At 50.2% G+C, this 19,785-nt stretch carries 17 protein-coding genes and 1 tRNA gene; 13 read left to right on the top strand and 5 right to left on the bottom strand.

Translation table 11 applies throughout. From position 1 onward, the window contains the following. Nucleotides 1-5: 5 nt before the first annotated feature. From AB1757_16390 to AB1757_16370, 5 genes are all read right to left on the bottom strand, one after another. Nucleotides 6-422 carry a hypothetical protein gene (locus AB1757_16390; protein MEW6128619.1) on the bottom strand — a complete coding sequence of 139 codons (417 nt, stop codon included), beginning with the start codon at nt 420-422 and terminating at the stop codon, nt 6-8. Nucleotides 423-608: 186 nt separating this feature from the next. Further along, complete coding sequence (locus AB1757_16385; GenBank protein ID MEW6128618.1) at nt 609-1,040, bottom strand: ester cyclase; 432 nt, start codon at nt 1,038-1,040, stop codon at nt 609-611. 28 nt (nt 1,041-1,068) lie between these two features. Then, a complete protein-coding gene (locus AB1757_16380; protein ID MEW6128617.1) occupies nt 1,069-2,799 on the bottom strand; it encodes a sulfite exporter TauE/SafE family protein in 1,731 nt (576 codons plus the stop codon). Between the two features lie 76 nt (nt 2,800-2,875). Further along, entirely contained in the window at nt 2,876-4,207 is a 1,332-nt protein-coding gene (locus tag AB1757_16375) for a tetratricopeptide repeat protein (protein MEW6128616.1), read from the bottom strand. A 154-nt stretch (nt 4,208-4,361) separates the two neighbouring features. Continuing rightward, a complete protein-coding gene (locus AB1757_16370) occupies nt 4,362-5,591 on the bottom strand; it encodes a DUF4331 family protein (GenBank protein MEW6128615.1) in 1,230 nt (409 codons plus the stop codon). A 768-nt stretch (nt 5,592-6,359) separates the two neighbouring features. Between AB1757_16370 and rpsL the strand changes: the two genes are divergently transcribed. The 13 genes from rpsL (at nt 6,360) to rpoB (ending at nt 19,745) form a co-directional block, all read left to right on the top strand. Continuing rightward, a complete protein-coding gene (gene rpsL, locus AB1757_16365; protein MEW6128614.1) occupies nt 6,360-6,758 on the top strand; it encodes a 30S ribosomal protein S12 in 399 nt (132 codons plus the stop codon). Nucleotides 6,759-6,806: 48 nt separating this feature from the next. Then, nucleotides 6,807-7,280: a 30S ribosomal protein S7 gene (gene rpsG / locus AB1757_16360; GenBank protein ID MEW6128613.1), complete on the top strand. Its 474-nt coding sequence runs from the start codon at nt 6,807-6,809 to the stop codon at nt 7,278-7,280. A gap of 88 nt (nt 7,281-7,368) precedes the next feature. Beyond that, entirely contained in the window at nt 7,369-9,468 is a 2,100-nt protein-coding gene (fusA, locus tag AB1757_16355; protein ID MEW6128612.1) for an elongation factor G, read from the top strand. Between the two features lie 158 nt (nt 9,469-9,626). Continuing rightward, nucleotides 9,627-10,814 (top strand): elongation factor Tu, encoded by a 1,188-nt coding sequence (gene tuf, locus AB1757_16350; protein MEW6128611.1) that lies wholly within the window; start codon nt 9,627-9,629, stop codon nt 10,812-10,814. 82 nt (nt 10,815-10,896) lie between these two features. Then, nucleotides 10,897-11,049 carry a 50S ribosomal protein L33 gene (rpmG, locus tag AB1757_16345; protein ID MEW6128610.1) on the top strand — a complete coding sequence of 51 codons (153 nt, stop codon included), beginning with the start codon at nt 10,897-10,899 and terminating at the stop codon, nt 11,047-11,049. 5 nt (nt 11,050-11,054) lie between these two features. Beyond that, nucleotides 11,055-11,130: transfer RNA gene (locus AB1757_16340), tRNA-Trp, on the top strand. A 62-nt stretch (nt 11,131-11,192) separates the two neighbouring features. Further along, nucleotides 11,193-11,483, top strand: coding sequence for a preprotein translocase subunit SecE (gene secE / locus AB1757_16335; protein ID MEW6128609.1), 291 nt, complete (start codon nt 11,193-11,195; stop codon nt 11,481-11,483). A 9-nt stretch (nt 11,484-11,492) separates the two neighbouring features. Then, on the top strand, nt 11,493-12,059 hold the full coding sequence (gene nusG, locus AB1757_16330) for a transcription termination/antitermination protein NusG (protein MEW6128608.1): 567 nt from the start codon (nt 11,493-11,495) through the stop codon (nt 12,057-12,059). A 150-nt stretch (nt 12,060-12,209) separates the two neighbouring features. Further along, nucleotides 12,210-12,635, top strand: coding sequence for a 50S ribosomal protein L11 (gene rplK / locus AB1757_16325; GenBank protein MEW6128607.1), 426 nt, complete (start codon nt 12,210-12,212; stop codon nt 12,633-12,635). Nucleotides 12,636-12,811: 176 nt separating this feature from the next. Continuing rightward, nucleotides 12,812-13,495: a 50S ribosomal protein L1 gene (gene rplA / locus AB1757_16320; GenBank protein MEW6128606.1), complete on the top strand. Its 684-nt coding sequence runs from the start codon at nt 12,812-12,814 to the stop codon at nt 13,493-13,495. Between the two features lie 94 nt (nt 13,496-13,589). Beyond that, nucleotides 13,590-14,114, top strand: a complete 525-nt coding sequence (gene rplJ / locus AB1757_16315; protein MEW6128605.1) for a 50S ribosomal protein L10 — start codon at nt 13,590-13,592, stop codon at nt 14,112-14,114. Between the two features lie 212 nt (nt 14,115-14,326). Continuing rightward, on the top strand, nt 14,327-14,719 hold the full coding sequence (rplL, locus tag AB1757_16310; GenBank protein MEW6128604.1) for a 50S ribosomal protein L7/L12: 393 nt from the start codon (nt 14,327-14,329) through the stop codon (nt 14,717-14,719). Between the two features lie 496 nt (nt 14,720-15,215). Then, nucleotides 15,216-19,745 (top strand): DNA-directed RNA polymerase subunit beta, encoded by a 4,530-nt coding sequence (gene rpoB, locus AB1757_16305; protein ID MEW6128603.1) that lies wholly within the window; start codon nt 15,216-15,218, stop codon nt 19,743-19,745. The last annotated feature ends 40 nt before the right edge of the window (nt 19,746-19,785 follow it).

The raw sequence follows: 19,785 nt of genomic DNA, 5'->3' as shown, positions 1-19,785 counted from the left end.
TATCTTCAATCCTCAGTCAAAGATTCGTCAGGAACCCAATTGAAATAGCCGAATGGTTCAAGCTTGCCACCGCAAAAGCACCTTTGCTCTGCATTGTAAGCACAAGGAGTCTGACACGATTGGCACAACAGGCTATCTCTATTCGGTGTCAGTGCTCCGTAGCGGCGTTGATTAAATATTGCAATGGAAAAAATGATGAGAAAGAAAAATACAAAAATGATTAGTGCCCTTATCCCGGAAGTTGAAGACTCTGAATAAAATATGAATCCTCTGAAACTGCCGCGATAGCCTAATAAATAAACAATAAAACTCGCCGTTGAGATACCAAGCGAGACTAGAAATGGTCGAAGCTTATCATTGCATTTTTGCGCTTGAAGTTTCTGCCAATTTTCAATCTCTTTTTCTGATTTGCGAACCCACATATTTATCTGGAGAAAAAGGAAAATAAGTCCTCTAATAAAACAGCCTTATGCTAAGCGAATCAATTTTTAATTTCAAGCAAATGAGTTTATCGCATAACGGCTTTTATATCCTGCAACCGATGGCAGGATGAAATCGGCTGCATAGGATGAACGGATTTGCTGAGCAATGCTTATGAAATGAAATATCTATAATTTTGCGAAATGCGTATCAGGGGCGGAGATGGCACCGAGTTGTTGCATTAAACCTAAGAAATCGGACTGGCTCCAACGCTCGACGCATTTGCCGTTGGCAAAACGCAAAATGGTAATGCCCGGAAGCGCAATGGCTTTGTCGGTTGCCGCCAAGCCGTTGAAATCGCCTTGATGCGTCGCGTACATCACGAACCGGCAGGCTACTTTGTCGCCGCTTGCAAACACCTCTTCGACTTCGACACGCGCATCCGGGAAAGCCAACCACAACTGTTGATAGAACTGTTTGATACTTGCAAGTCCCGGTTCGACTTCCGCATAGCTTTGCAACACGGCGTTGTCGTCGTAAAGCGCAAAATAGCTTTCGCGGGTTGCCGGATTGTTGAATTGTTCCAGTGCGCGATGAAGAACTTCAATATTTTTTTTCAACTGACATGACAGTTACCCTTTCCAATTTTTATAAAGTGAATCCGTTGCTTGCGAGGGCTTGGTAACAAATCACTGCGCCAAGTGTGGCGATAACTAAAGAACTGATGACCGGCAACACATAAACCAGTTTGCTTTGTTGTACGGGGCGTTTTAATAAACGTCCGGCGTAAAGGAAAATCAAACCGACCGCGGTCAAGGTTGCCGCCAGTCCCGCGCTGAACGCCATCACTAAAAACAACCCATATCCGACGCGACCAAGTGAAATCGCGGTGAGCAAGACGACCAGCGCCGAAGGGCAGGGAAGCAAACCGCCCGAAATGCCAAGCGCCAGGAGACTCCGCCAGGTGATGGGCGACCCATCGGTTCCCGGCGGCAGATGCGTATGGGTGTGCCCGTCGTGCGTGTGGGTAAAAGTCTGGAGTCTGGAGTCTGGAGTCCGGAGTCCGTGCGCCAAGTGTTCGTGATGGTGTGGTTGTTGTTCGCGGGTATGTGAATGGGTGTGTGGTTCATGAGAATGATGTGAATGCGCGTGTGCGAGCGCCGGTTCGTGATGATGCTCATTATGCGAATGCTGGTGATGTGAATGATGATGGTCGTGATGCCGTCCGTCGATTGAATGCGAATGGTGATGATGTCCATCATGCGAATGCGTGTGTTGCTCATCGTGTGAGTGATGGTGCGAGTCGGATTTGTAGCCGAGCGCGACCGCCAGACGTTTGAAAAAAAGATTCAAGCCTAAAAACAGCACCATCACCCCGGAAATTAAACTGATAATCGGAAATAATTTTTCCGGCAGAATGTATTTTGAGGCAAACAGGGTGACAAGCCCCAGAGCGAATACGCCTAAGGTATGGGTGATGGTAACCGTCATTCCCAAAAACATGGCGTGGCGCGCGGTGCCGCGTGAGCCAACCAGATAAGCCCCAACCACGGTCTTGCCATGACCCGGCGACAAGGCGTGAATGGCTCCGAGTCCTGTGGCAATGAGTAAGCCAAATAGCGCAACCGGCAGCGTCAATTCCTTCACGGTAATCAATTCAACCAGGTGGTCGCGATTCGGTTTGATGGCGCGACCTTCGCGGGTCATCAAGATTTGCGCGTTTGCAGGCACGGCGGTTGTCGTGAAAGCGAGTTCGGCGCTGCGTTCATCGAGCGGCGCTGCAAGCCGGTCTTCGGGATAGGCTCTGAGTTCATCGGTAATGCCATTGGCAAATGCCGTGCTATCGAAAACTGCCAGCCCCGCGTCAGGCGCGATGACGATTTCATGCCACCCTGAGCGTTCGGTGTGGTTGCTATCTCGATAAACTAATCGTTGTGTGTCATTGGTGGTTTTAATGTTTGATGAAAACTCGCATTCAATCCTTAACGTCGGTAGTCCACCATTACCGTCGGGCGTTGAAACCGTTTGCGAAAGCGTTTTGAGTTCAAGCGGTTCACCATCAAGCAAGAGACTCAGCCCCTTGGCATAAAGCTTTGCGGTTTGCTCGCCGTAAGCCGTCAATGCCGCTTGCGAAGGCTTGCCGTTATTATCCGTGTCGAGGGTTGCGAGCGTTTGAAATGCCGGGATTTCCGCCATATCGACAACGTAACGAATATTGATGCGGTCGCGATGTATCTGAATGCGCGAATAGTGATTGACCGTGAAATTGCCGAGCGGGTGGGCTGATAAGCTTTGATTGAACACCGAGAAAACCAGAATCAATAAAATCCCTGTGAAATAAAATGGTTGAATGCTGGTGAATAATTTTTTTTTCATCATAAACCTTCGATTTTTAAACTGAAAACCAACCTGCGCTTTCCCTACAGCGCATTTCGTTTATATGGATTGGCGCAGGCTAACGGATTTCGGCAAGCGCGCGCTTCGCCTGCAAAGCCTGTAGCGCGTCGAATTCAGGATTAAGGATGAGGGCGCGATTTAAAAAATCACGCGCCGCCGCCAAATCGCCCGCCGCTTTGGCAATCATACCCGCGTGATAAAAAAGCCTGGCGTCGCGTGTGCCTAAGTTTAAAGCCGCTTGGATGGCGCTTTGCGCTTCGGCAATTTTCCCGGCTTTCAACGCCGTCCACGCCAAGGCATCTGCGCCATAAATATCGCGGCGCGTTTCATATTCCAATTTTGCTTGCTGGTACGCCGCTTCGACATGCAAATCGTGGTCAGCATAAAAGAGCGCGATTTGCCGATTGTAAAGCGTCCCCTGGGCTTGATTGAGTTTGTTGATTTGTTCGACCAGCGCGTACTGCGCTGTGGCTTCTTTGTCGCGCCCCGCGAGTTTGTATAAATCGCCAAGCGTCGCCACAAAACCGGGGTCGGGCAAAATCCGGGTTGCCTGTTCGAGATTTAAAATCGCACTGGCGAAATCGCCTTTAGCGGCAAGCGCGCGACCGAGTGCGGCAAGGGCGCGAAAATAATTGGGGAAGGTGATGAGCGATTCGCGAAACTGTTGTTCTGCGGCGTCATAATCGCCGGTTGAAAAATAGACTTCGCCGAGTTGCCAGCGATTCCAGGCAATCGCTTCACGCGAAGGCGAGGGCTGATTTTGAGCAAAGATAATTGCATTGGTGAAATGGATTTTTGCGGCTTCGGTATTGCCTGCAAGCCAGGCGAGTTTTGCCAGGCGGCTTTCAATACTTGCGCCATCCGTGCGTTTATCAAGTTGGTGAAAGACGGCTTTGGCTTTTTCGTATTCGCCGAGTTCGATGAGCGTATCGCCAAGCAAGAGATGGGGAGAACTTTTTTTCGCGTCGAGTTGAATGAGTTGCTCGGCATGTTTACGCGCAGCGACGAATTCGTGCGAAGTGAATTCGACCTGGGCAATGGCTGCAAGTCCGCCCGCGTTTTGCTCTGCCGGTAAAATGTTCAATGAAGCCTTTGCCGCTTGCGAAGCCAATTGCAAGAAGTTGAGGTTGCCGGTTTCACGAACTTTTTGCAGGTAATAACCGGCAAGTTTGTTGTAGGCGATGAAATCTTCATTATCCATTTTGACGCGGGCTTCGAGGGCGCGAATGGTGGCATCGGCGGATTCCGCTTCGTTAGGGATGGCAATTGCCGCAGGAATGGGCGGGGCTGTAGGGTTTGAAGTAATGACTTCACCGCCGCAGCCCTGCAATAGCAGTGTGAAAGTAAAAACTGAGAAAGCGATGAATAAATTAGCAGGCAACTTTTTCATAAACTTCACCAAGTAAGCGCGACATCGTGTTGTGAATGATTGAATCATCTGGATGCTGGCTTCATTTTCGGAGCCAATAGAATTTTTAAATGATGAGCTTTGATTGAATTAATTCAATCAAAGCTCATCATTAAAGAAAAATTACAACGTCTGATCAATTGCGGGTGTTGTCGTCTGTGGTTCCGCTGGCGCGCGGTTGTTGCGGCGGCGCGAGGAATGGGAACGTATTGGTGAAAGCGACATCGTTGACGTTGACATTGTCGCCGGTGGTTAATGCTTGATTGGTGACAAAAAACAGGAAGGTATCAACCACGTCATCCGCAAGACGCCGCCCGTTCGGAAAACCTGCGCCCGCAGTTGTCCCGCTTCCTGTGCCGGTATTGGGTATCGAAACATTCAAACGCAGGGAATCGCCTTTGGCAACATAAACGCTTGCGAGAATGCCGATATTGGTGTCATTGGTGCCCAGGGCTTTCAACGTTGCGACAATGTCTCCGGCAAATCGGCCTTGGGCATCATCAAAGGTGGTCGCGAAGTTGTATTCATCTTTGCGCAGGAAGGGAATCACCAAAGCATTGAGTCCGGGGTTGCCGCTGCGGTCAAGAGTTTGAAAGCCGCCGGTCAGGTTGATGGAACCATCTTTGCCAATCACGGTTCGACGCGGTCGTTGCGTGACACTGTCTACGCCGATAACGTTGCCGCCGGGATTGTTGCTGGTTGTAACCAGACGAAAGTAGGTCGTTGGGATGCGCAAAGCAATAGACATAATGTTATAGCCGGCGAAAGAGTCGCGACCTCTTTGCAGTTGCGTCGCATCAACGTTGCCCGCGAGTACCGAAGCGCGAAATCGCGAAAAACCCGGAATGTCAAAAAAGAATGGGTCATCGGTAATGCCTGCAAAGAAAGAAACGCCGGTTCCGGGGTCTGTCGTAACCACAAATGATGGCGGAGTGGCTGCCAGTGAAGCAGGCGTCGTCGGCGCGGTGAAGGTTTCACCGAATGGCAAAACCACGGTGGCGGTTTGCGGAGTGGTCGGACCGGTGCGCGGCGTAAACGTAACGTCAAGGGTCTGGTCGGGGCGCGCGTCGCCGGTGGTTTCAATATTGAAACGATAACGAACATTCGGGTCGAAAAAGCCGAAGTTTGTGTTTTCGCCCGCAGCAATAAAGCCGCGAACCGTGAGAATCAAGACCACAAATTTATTGTCGTTAGGATCAAGGAACGCATAAGTGTCACCCTGATCGATGCCTTGGTCGCTGGCATTGATTGGCGCATCGGCATGGTCTGAAGCGTTGGTGTTTGATATGGGGATGATAAACATGGCGAGGGCAATGGTGATCGCCAGCACCATAAGCGCAATTCTTTGGTTACGGATATACGTCATCTTACATTCTCCTTAATTTTAGGAATAATTGTTAAGGGAGTTAAAGTTTTGCCGGAACGAGTCCGAGTGATTTAACCCCTGATCATCTTGTGAGACTGGAAAACATCTGTAATGATTCATCCTGCGATAACAACCGGTGTTCGGGTTTTAGCAAGAATCATAAACTTCCAGCCTTTCGCAATTGGTTTAGTGTGATTACAACCCCTCCTACGAAGCGACGCTTGCAGATGGATGTCACAGGAGAATTTATTTTTTAATTTTGGTAAGCCACCGGTTGATTGAAAACAAACGATGAATGAGTGGCGGAAATCGCGTACCGGTTACGAGGTCTTGTGAATTGCAAAAAGGCAGCAAAGGAGTTGAAAAATTTTCAGGAAAGATTTGACACCGGTAGTATCGAGTGCTAGTATCTGCAATTTCGCAGAGACGCTAGAAAGTGTTCTGACCATAACGGAGGCGTCGAGGCGATTGTTGAGTTGAAAAACTTGATTTGAAATAGCAGCGGAATAAACGCTATTGTGGCGTAAAAGGACGCAGGTCAACACTGCGTCCCGAATTGATGTCAAGAAGTTCTACACTGGATCACGCCACAGATAAGTTGGGCAAGGGGAAGCCCGTATCCGAAACGACTTGTCAGAACGTCCCCAACAGTGAATATAAAACCCATTGTGGGATTGGCGCAGATGTTTAAGCGTACCGAATATCTTGCGCTCCAAGAACCGGTTTTAATCCGAACCTATTTCGGACGAATTTTGTAAGGAGTAAAGCGTGCCAACACTGAATCAATTAGTTCGCAGAGGACGACAGGCAGTGAAATATAAAACCTCAAGCCCGGCGCTTGATGCCTGTCCGCAACGTCGCGGCGTCTGCACCCGCGTTTATACGCAGACCCCTAAAAAGCCGAATTCGGCTTTGCGTAAAGTTGCCCGTGTCCGTTTAACCAATCAGATTGAAGTGACCACTTATATTCCCGGCATCGGTCACAACTTGCAGGAACACTCCATCGTGTTGATTCGCGGCGGTCGCGTCAAAGATTTGCCGGGTGTGCGCTATCACGTGGTGCGCGGCACTTTGGATTCGGTCGGCGTCGCCAATCGCAAACAAGGTCGTTCCAAGTATGGTGCTAAACGCCCGAAAGAAGGCGCAGCGCCAGCTAAGAAGAAGTAAAGGATTAGCCGCGGGCAACCCGGTTGCCTCATTAGCAAGAGTGAAACTATGCCAAGAAGAAGAGTAGCAGCAAAACGCGAAATCCTGCCTGACCCGAAATATAATTCGATGATGGTGACCAAGTTCATCAATTCGTTGATGTGGGATGGCAAAAAGTCATTAGCCGAAAGCACCTTTTACGGCGCGATGGATGTGATTCAAAACAAAACTCAGGAAGACCCGCTCAAGATTTTCAAAAAGGCTATCGATAATGTGAAGCCTCGTGTTGAAGTCAAATCGCGTCGCGTGGGCGGTTCTACTTATCAGGTGCCGATTGAAGTTGACCCGAAAACGCGCGGCAACAGTCTGGCGATTCGCTGGCTGGTTTCTTATTCAAGAGGGCGCGGCGAAAAGACCATGATTGACCGGCTCGCTGGAGAAATCCTCGATGCCGCCAATAATCGCGGCAATGCTGTGAAGAAGAAAGATGATACGCACCGTATGGCAGACGCCAATAGGGCATTTGCTCATTATCGGTGGTAACGAATATAGGATTCAGGAATCAGGATTCAGGATTCAGTTCAACCACTTTTCTGAATCTTGAAGCCTGACTCCTGAATCCTGGAGTGTTATGTCGAAGCAAGTACCATTACAACGATTCCGCAATATCGGAATTATGGCGCACATTGACGCCGGTAAGACCACCACCACAGAACGCATTCTGTATTACACGGGGGTGTCTTATAAAATCGGCGAAGTCCACGAAGGCACAGCCGTCATGGATTGGATGGAACAGGAGCAAGAACGCGGCATCACCATTACTTCTGCCGCAACTACCTGTTTCTGGACGCGCAATAACGAAGAGTATCGCGTCAATATCATTGATACGCCGGGACACGTTGACTTCACCATTGAAGTCGAACGCTCCTTGCGTGTGCTTGATGGCGCTGTCGCGGTGTTTGATGCGGTGGCTGGGGTTCAACCGCAATCGGAAACGGTCTGGCGTCAAGCCGAAAAATACGGCGTTCCGCGCATCGCCTTCATCAACAAGATGGATAGACCGGGCGCGGATTTTGAACACGCCATTCAAACCATGCGCGAAAGACTGGGTGCCAATCCCGTCGCCATTCAGTATCCCATCGGTGCGGAAGATAAATTTGAAGGCATCGTCGATTTGATCACCTTGCAGGCATCCGTCTATAGCAAAGAGGACAAAGGCGCGGCACCGGACATTGTTGAAATTCCGGCTGATATTAAAGATGAAGTGATGGCATCGCGCGATAAGCTGATTGAAGCCTTAGCGGATGTCGATGACCAGATTGCCGAAAAATATCTGAGCGGCGAAGAGGTCAGCGAAGATGAAATTCGCGCCGCTTTAAGACGCGAAACCATCGCTTTGAAACTCACCCCCGTGGTTGCCGGCACAGCTTTTAAAAACAAAGGCGTCCAGCCGCTACTTGATGCGGTCATTGATTACTTGCCAAGTCCGCTTGATATTCCGGCGGTCACCGGCATCAATCCGAAAACTGATGCCGAAGAGACTCGCGCTGCCGACCCGAAAGACCCGTTTGCCGGACTGGTGTTCAAAATCATGGCTGACAAACATGTCGGTCAGTTGTCATTCGTGCGCATCTATTCAGGCACCTTGAAATCCGGCTCTTATGTGTTGAACACTGCAAAAGGCACAAGAGAACGTGTCGGTCGCATCATGCGTATGCACGCCAACAAACGCGAAGATATTGACGCGGCATCCGCCGGTGAAATCGTCGCGGTCGCCGGTCTCAAACAGGTCACCACGGGCGACACGGTTTGTGAAGAGTCGCGACCGGTTGTTCTTGAAGCGTTGGAATTTCCCGCGCCGGTCATCTCGCAAGCCATCGAACCTAAAACCCGACAAGACCAGGAGAAACTGGGCATCGGTTTGCAACGACTGGCTTCGGAAGACCCGAGCTTTAAAGTCTCGACCGATCAGGAAACCGGACAGACGATTATTGCCGGTATGGGCGAACTCCATCTGGAAATTCTGGTTGACCGTTTGAAACGCGAATTCGGCGTTGAAGCCAACGTCGGTCGCCCGCAGGTCGCCTATCGCGAAACCATCACTAAAGCGGCAGAAGGCGTCGGCAAATTCGTTCGTCAAACCGGCGGTCGCGGTCAGTATGGACATGCCGAAGTCAAAATTGAACCGAATGAAGCCGGTAAAGGTTACGAGTTCGTTAATGCCATCGTCGGCGGCGTCATTCCACGCGAATACATCAAGCCGGTTGACGAAGGCATTAAAGAAGCGCTCGAAGGCGGCGTGCTTGCCGGTTATGAAATGGTTGATGTCAAAGTGACGCTCCATTTCGGCAGCTACCACGATGTCGATTCATCGGAAATGGCTTTTAAGATTGCCGGTTCGATGGCATTCAAAGATGCGGCGAAGAAAGCCGCGCCGATCTTGCTTGAACCGATTATGAAGGTCGAAGTGGTCACCCCGGATGAATATCTCGGTTCAATTAACGGCGACATCAACTCGCGTCGCGGACGCATTGAAAGCATTGATGCGCGTCCCGGTACGCAAGTGATTACCTCTTATGTGCCGCTTTCGGAAATGTTCGGTTATTCAACCGAGTTACGTTCGATGACGCAAGGTCGCGCCACTTACACGATGCATTTCCATCGTTATGAAGAAGCGCCGCGCAGCGTTCGTGAAGAAGTCATTGCAAAGGTGCAAGGCACCGCAAAATAAGTTAAAGGGCAAAAGTAAAAAGGCAAACGGCAAAAGTTCTTTAGATTAGCTTTTGTCATTCAACCTGCCACCAAACTTTTGCGAAGGTATTAAAAATACTTTTTTCTATCTCAGGTGAGCGCATCCGGCGCTCACGGAAAAAGGAGTTAAGTTAGAAAATGGCAAAAGAGAAATTTGATCGCAGTAAACCGCACGTCAACGTCGGCACCATCGGTCACATCGACCACGGCAAAACCACTTTGACCGCCGCCATTACCAAAGTGCTTGCCAAACATAATCCCAAAAACGCTTTTCGGTCATTCGACTCTATCGATAACGCTCCCGAAGAGAAAGCTCGTGGTATCACGATTGCCACCGCTCACGTCGAATACGAAACCGCCAATCGCCATTATGCTCACGTCGATTGCCCGGGGCACGCCGACTACATCAAAAATATGATTACCGGAGCCGCACAGATGGATGGCGCTATCTTAGTCGTCGCCGCTACCGATGGCCCCATGCCCCAAACCCGTGAACACATTCTCCTGGCACGCCAGGTCGGGGTGCCGGCGATGGTGGTGTTTATGAACAAAGTCGATGCCGTCGATGACCCGGAACTTTTAGACCTGGTCGAACTCGAAGTGCGCGAGTTGCTCACCAGTTATGGTTTTCCCGGTGAAGAAATCCCGGTGGTGCGCGGTTCGGCATTGCAGGCATTAAACAGCGAAGGCGATGGCGAAAAACAGATTGATGAGTTGATGGAAGCCGTCGACAGTTACATACCGCAACCCGAACGGCAAACCGACAAACCGTTTTTGATGCCGGTCGAAGATGTGTTTTCGATTTCGGGACGTGGCACGGTGGCGACGGGGAGAATCGAACGCGGAGTGGTGAAGATGGGCGAAGAGGTCGAGATCGTCGGCATCAAGGACACTCGCAAGACGGTGGTGACAGGTGTGGAAATGTTCAAGAAGTTATTGGACAGCGGGATGGCAGGCGACAATGTGGGATTGTTGTTGAGAGGCGTCGACCGCAAGGAGATCGAACGCGGACAGGTGATTGCCAAACCCGGAAGTATCACGCCACACACCAAGTTCAAAGCGGAAGTATACGTGTTGAGCAAGGAAGAAGGCGGACGGCACACGCCGTTTTTCAATGGCTACCGGCCACAGTTTTATTTTCGGACGACGGACGTGACGGGAGTGGCGACGTTGGGCGAAGGAGTGGAGATGGTGATGCCCGGAGACAACACGGCATTGACGATTGAGTTGATCACGCCAATCGCGATGGAGAAGGGGTTGCGGTTTGCGATTCGCGAAGGCGGGCGCACGGTGGGCGCGGGCACCATCTCGGAAATTATTGAATAGTCCCTGCTAAGGCAAAGGGGAAGGATTATTGATTGCAATTCGCCTTTGCCTTACTTTAAGGTAAAAAGTTGTAGAGGAAATTATGCCAAGAGATAACATCACATTAGTTTGTCAGGAATGTAAAAATCGTAATTATGTGACGACCAAAAATAAAAAGAAGACGCCGGATCGTCTGGAATTCAAGAAATTCTGTCCGCGTTGTCGCACACATAAAGCGCATAAAGAGACCAAATAATTTTTAGGGGTATGGTGTCAACGGCTAGCACAGCGGTCTCCAAAACCGTTAGTCCGGGTTCGAATCCTGGTACCCCTGCCAAGATTTAAAGTTCATTAAAGTAGATTGGGTATTTTAAGCTTGTATTTGAGGGTATGTTAACCATGAGTATTACGACAGAATACACCGAAGACGAAAAACCTTTGCGGGAAGACAGTTCGCAAGGCGAAGAAAAGAAGGGCGTGGTAAAAACGCCTTCATTTATTGGCAGACTCGGCGAGTTTTATCACAACGTCAAGCTTGAAATGCGCAAAACTTCCTGGCCGACGCGCAGTGAAGTTTGGAATACCACCATCGTTGTTCTCATTGCAGTCGTATTTTTCGGATTTTACCTCTGGGGAATTGATTTACTCATCACCCTTGGATTTGAAGGTTTAGAGAAAACAATTAAGTAGGCGCTTATTATGGGCGATAAAAAATGGTACATCATTCATACCTATTCCGGTTACGAAAAGAAGGTTCGTGAATCTTTGCTTTCGCGCATAAAAGCCTATGCAATGGATAGCCAGATACTTGAAGTTCTGGTGCCCACGGAAACGGTTGTTGAAATGCGCGGTTCAAGGCGCGTGGAAACCCCGCGAATGATTTTTCCGGGCTATGTGCTGGTGCAAATCGTCACCGATGATAAAGGTGAGGTCGGTGAACGGGTCTGGCATTTGATTAAAAATACCCCCAAAGTCACGGGCTTTGTCGGCGGACAAAACCCGACTCCGCTAACCGAAGAAGAGGTTGATCAAATCGTTCACCACGTCACCGAAGCTGCCGAAAAGCCGAAACCCAAACATACCTTCACGCATGGCGAACAGGTACGAATTCTTTCGGGACCGTTCAGCGGATTTACCGGACAGGTCGAAGAAATCAACGCCGATAAAGGCGTTTTAAAAGTGATGGTCACGATTTTCGGGCGTTCGACACCTGTGGAATTAAATTTTCTGGATGTCGAAAAGCTCACATTTTCAGACGAAGAATAAGATTTTTGACAACTCGGTTGCTGATTTCTGGTTTTTAGTTCTCTAATTTAATCAGAGACTCAAAATCAGAAATCAGCAACCAGAAACTTAAATATAGAAAGGGGAGAGTTATTGGCTCGATGACGAGCCAACCTCGTAAGATACCCAATTATGGCAAAGAAAATAACAGGTTATATCAAGTTACAAGTTCCAGCCGGAAAAGCCAATCCCGCACCACCAATCGGTCCCGCACTCGGTCAACACGGCGTCAATATTATGGAGTTTTGTAAAGCGTTCAACGCCAAAACCGCAAATCTCGGCGATGTTAAAATCCCCGTGGTGATTACGGTTTACGCGGATCGCTCGTTTACCTTCATAACCAAAACGCCGCCGGTTACAGACCTGATCAAAAAGGCTATCGGGTTAGACAAAGGTTCGGCGACACCTAACCGCGACAAGAAAGGCACGATTTCGCGCAAACAGGTTGAAGAGATTGCGCGCACGAAAATGCCTGACTTGAACACCACGTCCGTTGAATCGGCAATGCGAACAGTCGAAGGTTCAGCCAAGAGCATGGGGCTGGAAGTCGTAGACTAATCACTTAACGCGCTGCGCGCCTTCGACGGTCAACCCGAAATCTTCAACATCGTTTTCGGTTAAGTCTTGAAATCGGCTACCAGAACCCGTTTCAAGGTTTCGACAAACTCGATCTCGCGCAGTTTGAGGGAGTGGCTTGCAAGCAAGTCACGCTACTTACCTAAGGAGGAAGAAAGATGGCAGGTAAAAAGTATGCAGCGGCAGCCGAAAAGGTTGACCGTAACAAACTTTATTCAGTCCCGGAAGCCGTCGAACTCGCCAAGCAGATCGCTTATGCGAAATTCGATGAAACGGTTGAAGTGGATATGTGGTTGGGCGTTGACCCGCGCAAGGCTGACCAGATGGTTCGCGGCACTGTCGTATTGCCGCACGGTTTGGGTAAAAACAAGCGCGTCGTGGTGATTGCCGGTGCCGAAAAAATCGCCGAAGCCCGTGATGCCGGCGCTGATGAAGTCGGCGGTGAAGACATTGTCAATCGCATCAAGGGCGGCTGGCTCGATTTCGACGCCTTGATTGCCACACCGGATATGATGCGATTGGTCGGTCAACTCGGAAAGGTGTTGGGACCTCGCGGTCTGATGCCGAATCCGAAAACCGGAACCGTAACCGCGGATGTGGCTCGCGCCGTGACGGAAACCAAAGCCGGTAAGGTTGAATTTCGCGTTGATAAAACCGGTGTCATTCACGCGCCGGTCGGCAAAGTCAGTTTCGATGCCGAGAAACTATCGGAAAATGCCAAAGCGTTGATCGATGCGGTGATGCGCGCCAAGCCGCAAACCGCCAAGGGCAAATATGTGAAGAATGCAACGATGTCAACCACTATGGGTCCCGGCATCAAGCTGAATTCAGGAGAATTCTAATTGCGGATTGCAGAATGCGGATTGCGAATTGAAGTAAGCTAATTTTTCAATCCGCAATCCGAAATCCGCATTCCGCAATCGGAAGGAGACAATCGTGAAAACAAGGCAACAGAAAGAAAGCGATATTGAGGTTCTACAACGCGATTTTCAGGAATCGCCGCACGCTTTGCTTGTTGGCTTTCAAGGTATCACCGTAGCCGACGACGAATTGTTGCGGAGAGATTTGCGTACTGCGGGTCTCACCTACCGCGTCGTGAAAAACACTTTGGCGATTCGCGCCGCTCAGGGCACTGCCCTTGAGCAGGTCACGGATAGCTTCAAAGGAATGACCGCTGTTGCTCTTTCTAAAAATGACCCGGTGACTTTAGCCAAGGTCATGTCAAAGTGGGCAAAAGAGAAGCCGATAATTTCATTCAAAGCTGCCGTCGTTGAAGGCAAGGCGATGGATGTGAAAAATGTCGAGGCGCTCTCGAATATGCCTTCCAAGGAAGAGCTGATTTCAAAGATGATGTTTGTCATCAACAGCGGCGCACAACGCCTGGCTGTGGCAACCGCAGGGGTCGCGCGCAACCTGACAATTGTTGTAGACCAGATTCGCGCTCAAAAAGAGGGCGCATAACCCGATTAAACTCAAGTCAGGCTTTGTGGAGAGGTTGACTTGATGGACACGCTTTTATGAGAGTTGCCTGGTCAGTAGGCGGCTCAGGTGAGGCAGCAAAAGTTGAAGATGCAACCAACGATTGAAGCCATTTACGCACACAGGCGCAGCGGTTAAGCCCGGCTTCCCTGCTCTGTCACTATCAAAGAAAGATATTTTAGGGAGATAAAAAAATGTCAGAGAAACTTCAAGGTATCGTTGATCAAATTAAAGAACTCACACTGCTCGAAGCTTCCGAACTCGTCAAAATGATGGAAGACACGTTTGGGGTTTCCGCCGCAGCCGCAGCCGTCGCCGTGGCTCCCGGTGGAGGTGGCGCTGCCGCCGCGACTGCTCCGGTTGAAGAAAAGACCGAATTTGATGTCATTCTCGCGAGCGTCGCCGATGCATCCAAGAAAATTGGCGTCATTAAGGTAGTTCGCGAAATCACCGGACTCGGTTTGAAAGAAGCCAAGGACCTCGTCGAAGGCGCTCCGAAACCAGTTAAAGAAGGCGCCGCAAAAGACGAAGCTGAAAGCCTCAAGAAAAAACTGACGGAAGCCGGTGCCAACGTCGAACTCAAATAGGTTTTTTGCACTCGAATTTTAATCAGGCGCAGGGTGAAAGCTCTGCGCCCGATTTTATTAAAACCTACTTGACCGTTCATCGGACAACTGTGTAGTATTACCACTTAATTGCGATTGCAGGGACGGCAAAAATATAAGAAAGTTTAATTAGCACTAATAATCACGCGAAGTTCGCGGATGGATGAAGTCTATCCATCCGCGCTTCGCGTTTGTCTGTCTACTGAAAAAAGGGGCTAAGTGGTTGCCATTAAACGTTGCAGCGTTATGAGACAGGGAAAATTTATATTCAAAAATGATTTTCTGAAAAAGAAAACAGATTGACTGAAACACAATGAATTTTGAGGGTACATCGATTAATTCCATTTCCATTTATACTGCATCCTCATAATTTTTTGTGTGCTGATGAACAATTCAATTCGTCTCAAACCGTGAAATCGCGCTACAACTCACCCCTGCAATTGAGGCAACTGTTTAACCCACGTCAACCAGGAGAACTATGTCGGCAACAAAAAAAACTTACGGCACAACCCGCGAGCGATACGATTTTTCAAGAATCAAAACCGCAATCAGAATTCCGAACCTAATCGAGGTTCAACGACAATCGTACAATCGGTTTCTCCAGATGGATTTGCTTCCGGCTGAACGCGAAAATATCGGTCTTCAGGCTGTCTTTCGTTCGGTCTTTCCGATCAGCGATTTCCGCGAAACCTCACAACTTGATTTCGTCGAATATGCCATCGGTAACTGGCAATGCAAGTGCGGTCAGTTGGAAGGTCTATACCACCTGCGCACCAATTGCCGTTCCTGCGGCAATATTTTACGGGTCAACCCTTATGCTGCTGAAGATATAACCTGTTCGCAATGCGGCACGCTCAATACCGTGTCACCGGTGCTTTGCGACAACTGCGGCGAACCGGTCACCTTGCAACACAAACATTCGGAAAAGGAATGTCAGGAAAAATCCATGACCTATGCGGTGCCGCTCAAGGTCAAAATCCGCCTGACCGTTTGGGATACCGATGAAGATACCGGTCAGAAATCCATTCGCGACATCAAAGAGGAAGAAGTATTCTTCGGTGAAATTCCGTTGATGACCGAAAACGGCACCTTCATCATCAATGGCACGGAGCGCGTCATCGTCAGCCAATTGCACCGTTCGCCGGGAATCTTCTTTGAGAAATCGAATAACAATCAGGATTTCCTCGCGAAAATCATTCCCTATCGCGGTTCCTGGGTCGAGTTTGAATATGACACCAAGAGTTTGTTGTATGTGCGCATTGATCGCAAACGTAAATTTCTCGGCACAGTCTTTTTGCGCGCCCTCGGTTTGATTGACAAGATTGACCTCGAACGCATCGGCTCCGACGCCCATCTTGAAGATGAAATCAAACGCGCCCATTTTTCCGATGCAGACATTCTCAGAATGTTCTACACCTCGCTTACTGCCAATGTCTCCGAAGGTCGCCTTAGCTTTGAACCGGGTCTGGGTCTGGTCGGCTTAAAACCTGCCGAAGCCATTGAAGACAAATCCGGTGAAGTGTTGGCGCGTGGCGGCGCGACTGCCAAAAAACTGACTCGCCGCGACATTGATCAAATCATCAAGGCGAAGGTCAAAGCCATCGCCATTGACCCGCAGGAACTCGAAGGCGCATATCTGACCGACGACGTCATCAATACCGAAACCGGTGAAGTGATTGCCGAAGCCAATACCGAAGTCACTGCCAAAGAGTGGCAGGAGATTATTGAAGCGGGCATTCCCAGCGTCGAGATTTTCTTCCCGGAACGCGATAATGTCGGAACCGTTATCAGCCAGACGCTCAAGAAAGATTCCGTAAAAACGCCGCGCGATGCGATACTTGAAATCTATCGCAAGATGCGTCCGGGCGATCCGCCGACCATTCTGACCGCGTGGAATCTGTTCCGCGGCATGTTTTTCGATGACCGCAAATTCGATTTCTCGCGCGTCGGTCGTTTGAAATCCAACATCAAACTCGGTAAACCCGAACGCGACCGTCTGGATCATCAAACGCTTTCCACTTCCGATTTCGTTGACGTCATCGGTTACGTCCTGAAGATGCGCAAAGGCATCGGTGAAGCCGATGACATCGACCATCTTGGCAATCGTCGCGTGCGCGCAGTTGGCGAACTGCTCGAAAACCAGTTCCGCATTGGTCTGGTGAGAATGGAACGCGCCATCAAAGAAAAGATGTCCATCCATCAGGAAATGCAGACCGCTATGCCGCGTGATTTGATTAATGCCAAGCCGGTGACCGCGGCGGTGCGCGAATTCTTTGGTTCATCACAACTCTCGCAGTTTATGGATCAAACCAACCCGCTTTCGGAAATTACTCACAAACGCCGTCTTTCGGCGCTTGGGCCAGGCGGGCTTTCGCGCGAACGCGCAGGGTTTGAGGTGCGCGACGTTCACCCGACTCACTATGGTCGCATCTGTCCGATTGAAACTCCTGAAGGACCGAACATCGGTTTGATCTCTTCACTTTCCTGCTTTGCGCGCATCAATGAATTCGGTTTCATTGAATCGCCTTATCGCAAAGTTGAAAACGGGCGCGTCGTCGATTATGTCCGCATTCACAATTCGGGCGATACGGAATTTAAGACCGGCGATCATTTACCGAAAGAGAATGTTGATAAAGCCAACAAAAAAGCTCAGGAAACCGGCGAAAAACCGGCAGAATACGAACTCTATCCGTTCTATTTGTCAGCCTGGGAAGAAGACAAATACACCATCGGGCAAGCCTCGGTTGAATTAGATAAGCAGGGACGTCTCGTTGGTGAGCGCGTGGCGGCGCGCGAAGCCGGTGAATTTCGTTCGGCGGATCGCGAAGAGATTCAATTCCTCGATGTCAGCCCGAAACAACTGGTATCAGTCGCCGCGTCGCTGATTCCCTTCCTCGAACATGACGACGCCAACCGCGCCTTGATGGGGTCAAACATGCAACGCCAATCCGTTCCGCTGCTGCGCGCTCAAGCGCCGCTCGTCGGTACGGGAATGGAGCGCGTCACGGCGCAGGATTCCGGCGCCGTGGTGATTGCCAAACGCGATGGCGTGGTCGATTCGGTTGACTCCGAACGCATCATCATTCGCGCCGAACACGGCATTGCAGGTGGTACGACGTCGCGCGAAATCAACGCCGATATTTATGCATTGACCAAATTCAAACGCTCGAATCAGAACACCTGCATCAATCAGAAACCGATTGTCCGCGAAGGTCAGGAAGTTAAAAAAGGCGATGTCATCGCTGACGGTCCCTGCACACAGGGCGGCGAACTGGCTCTCGGTCGCAACGTGCTCGTCGCTTTTATGCCCTGGCGCGGCTACAACTTTGAAGACGCCATTCTGGTTTCCGAACGTCTGGTTAAAGAAGACGGCTATACCTCGATTCACATCGAAGAGTTGGAAGTTGAAGCCCGCGACACCAAACTCGGACCCGAAGAGATCACCCGCGATATTCCGAATGTTTCGGAGTCGGCGCTTCGTGACCTCGATGATTCGGGCATCATCCGCATCGGCGCGTATGTCAAGCCGGGTTCAATCCTCGTCGGCAAAGTCACACCGAAAGGTGAAACCCAACTCACGGCTGAAGAGAAATTGCTGCGCGCCATCTTCGGTGAAAAAGCCGGTGACGTGCGCGATGCCAGTTTGACCTGTCCGCCAGGCATCGACGGCATCGTGGTCGATGTCAAAGTCTTCACCCGTAAAGGTGCGGAAAAAGATGAACGTTCAATGCAGATTGAACAGAGCGAAGAAGAGAAACTGTTAAAGAATTTACAGGACGAAATCCGCATCCTTGAAGACGAGCGCAACAAGCGCATTTACGAATTGCTCGAAGGTCATAAGCTCGCCGAAGATTTGACCTACAAGAATAAAAAACTGCTTGGCAAAGGCACCAAACTCACCCGCGAAGAATTGGAGCAACTGGAAATCGGCGCGCTCAAACGTGTAGAGGTTGCCGGTACACGCCTCGACATCTCGGCGGAAATTGCCGATATCGAACGTCGCACCGAACGCCAAATCAATGTGCAGAAACAACTGCATCAGGAGAATGTCGAAAAACTTCGCAAAGGCGATGAGTTGCCGCCCGGGGTTATCAAGATGGTCAAGGTCTTTGTCGCCATGAAACGCAAACTTTCGGTAGGCGACAAGATGGCAGGTCGTCACGGTAACAAAGGCGTGATTGCGCGCATCCTGCCCGAAGAAGATATGCCGTATTTGCCGGATGGCACACCGGTTGAAATCGTCCTCAATCCGCTCGGCGTGCCTTCGCGTATGAACGTCGGGCAGATTCTCGAAACCCATCTCGGTTGGGCTTCAAAAGCAATTGGCAACCGACTCGAAGAGATTATCAATGACAGTCGCGCCAATACCGCCAATGAAATTCGCAAAATCTATCGCGATGTGTTTGACACCGCCGATATGAAAGAGCGGGTTGCGGAAATGACGGATGATGAAGTCATCGAGCACGCCAAACAGCTTGTCGATGGTATTCCATTCGCGTCGCCGGTTTTCGACGGCACCCGCGAAGCCGACATCAAACGCCTGCTTGAATACTCAGGCTTGCCAACCAGCGGCAAGACGGTTCTGTATGACGGTATCACCGGCGATGCTTTTGAACAGAAAGTCACCGTCGGTTACATCTACATCATGAAACTCTCGCACCTGGTTGACGATAAGATTCACGCGCGTTCGATTGGACCCTATTCGCTCATCACCCAACAACCGTTGGGCGGTAAAGCGCAATTCGGCGGACAGCGATTCGGCGAAATGGAAGTGTGGGCGCTCGAAGCTTACGGCGCGGCGCACATCCTACAGGAATTGCTCACCGCAAAATCCGACGACGTCGCGGGACGCTCGAAGATTTACGAAGCCATCGTCAAAGGCGAAGCCGATTTCGATCCGGGCGTGCCCGAATCCTTCAACGTTTTGATTCGCGAATTGCAATCACTTTGTCTCGACGTTGAATTGATGCGCCGCAGCGAAGAAATTGAAGAAACGGTCACCGAATAGCAGTAGCCGGTAATCAGTAGTCGGCAGTCGGTAAAGGAAA

The organism is Acidobacteriota bacterium (assembly GCA_040754075.1).
In the GTDB taxonomy this organism is placed as follows: Bacteria; Acidobacteriota; Blastocatellia; order UBA7656; family UBA7656; genus JBFMDH01.
This window is presented reverse-complemented; position numbering and strand designations above follow the sequence as displayed.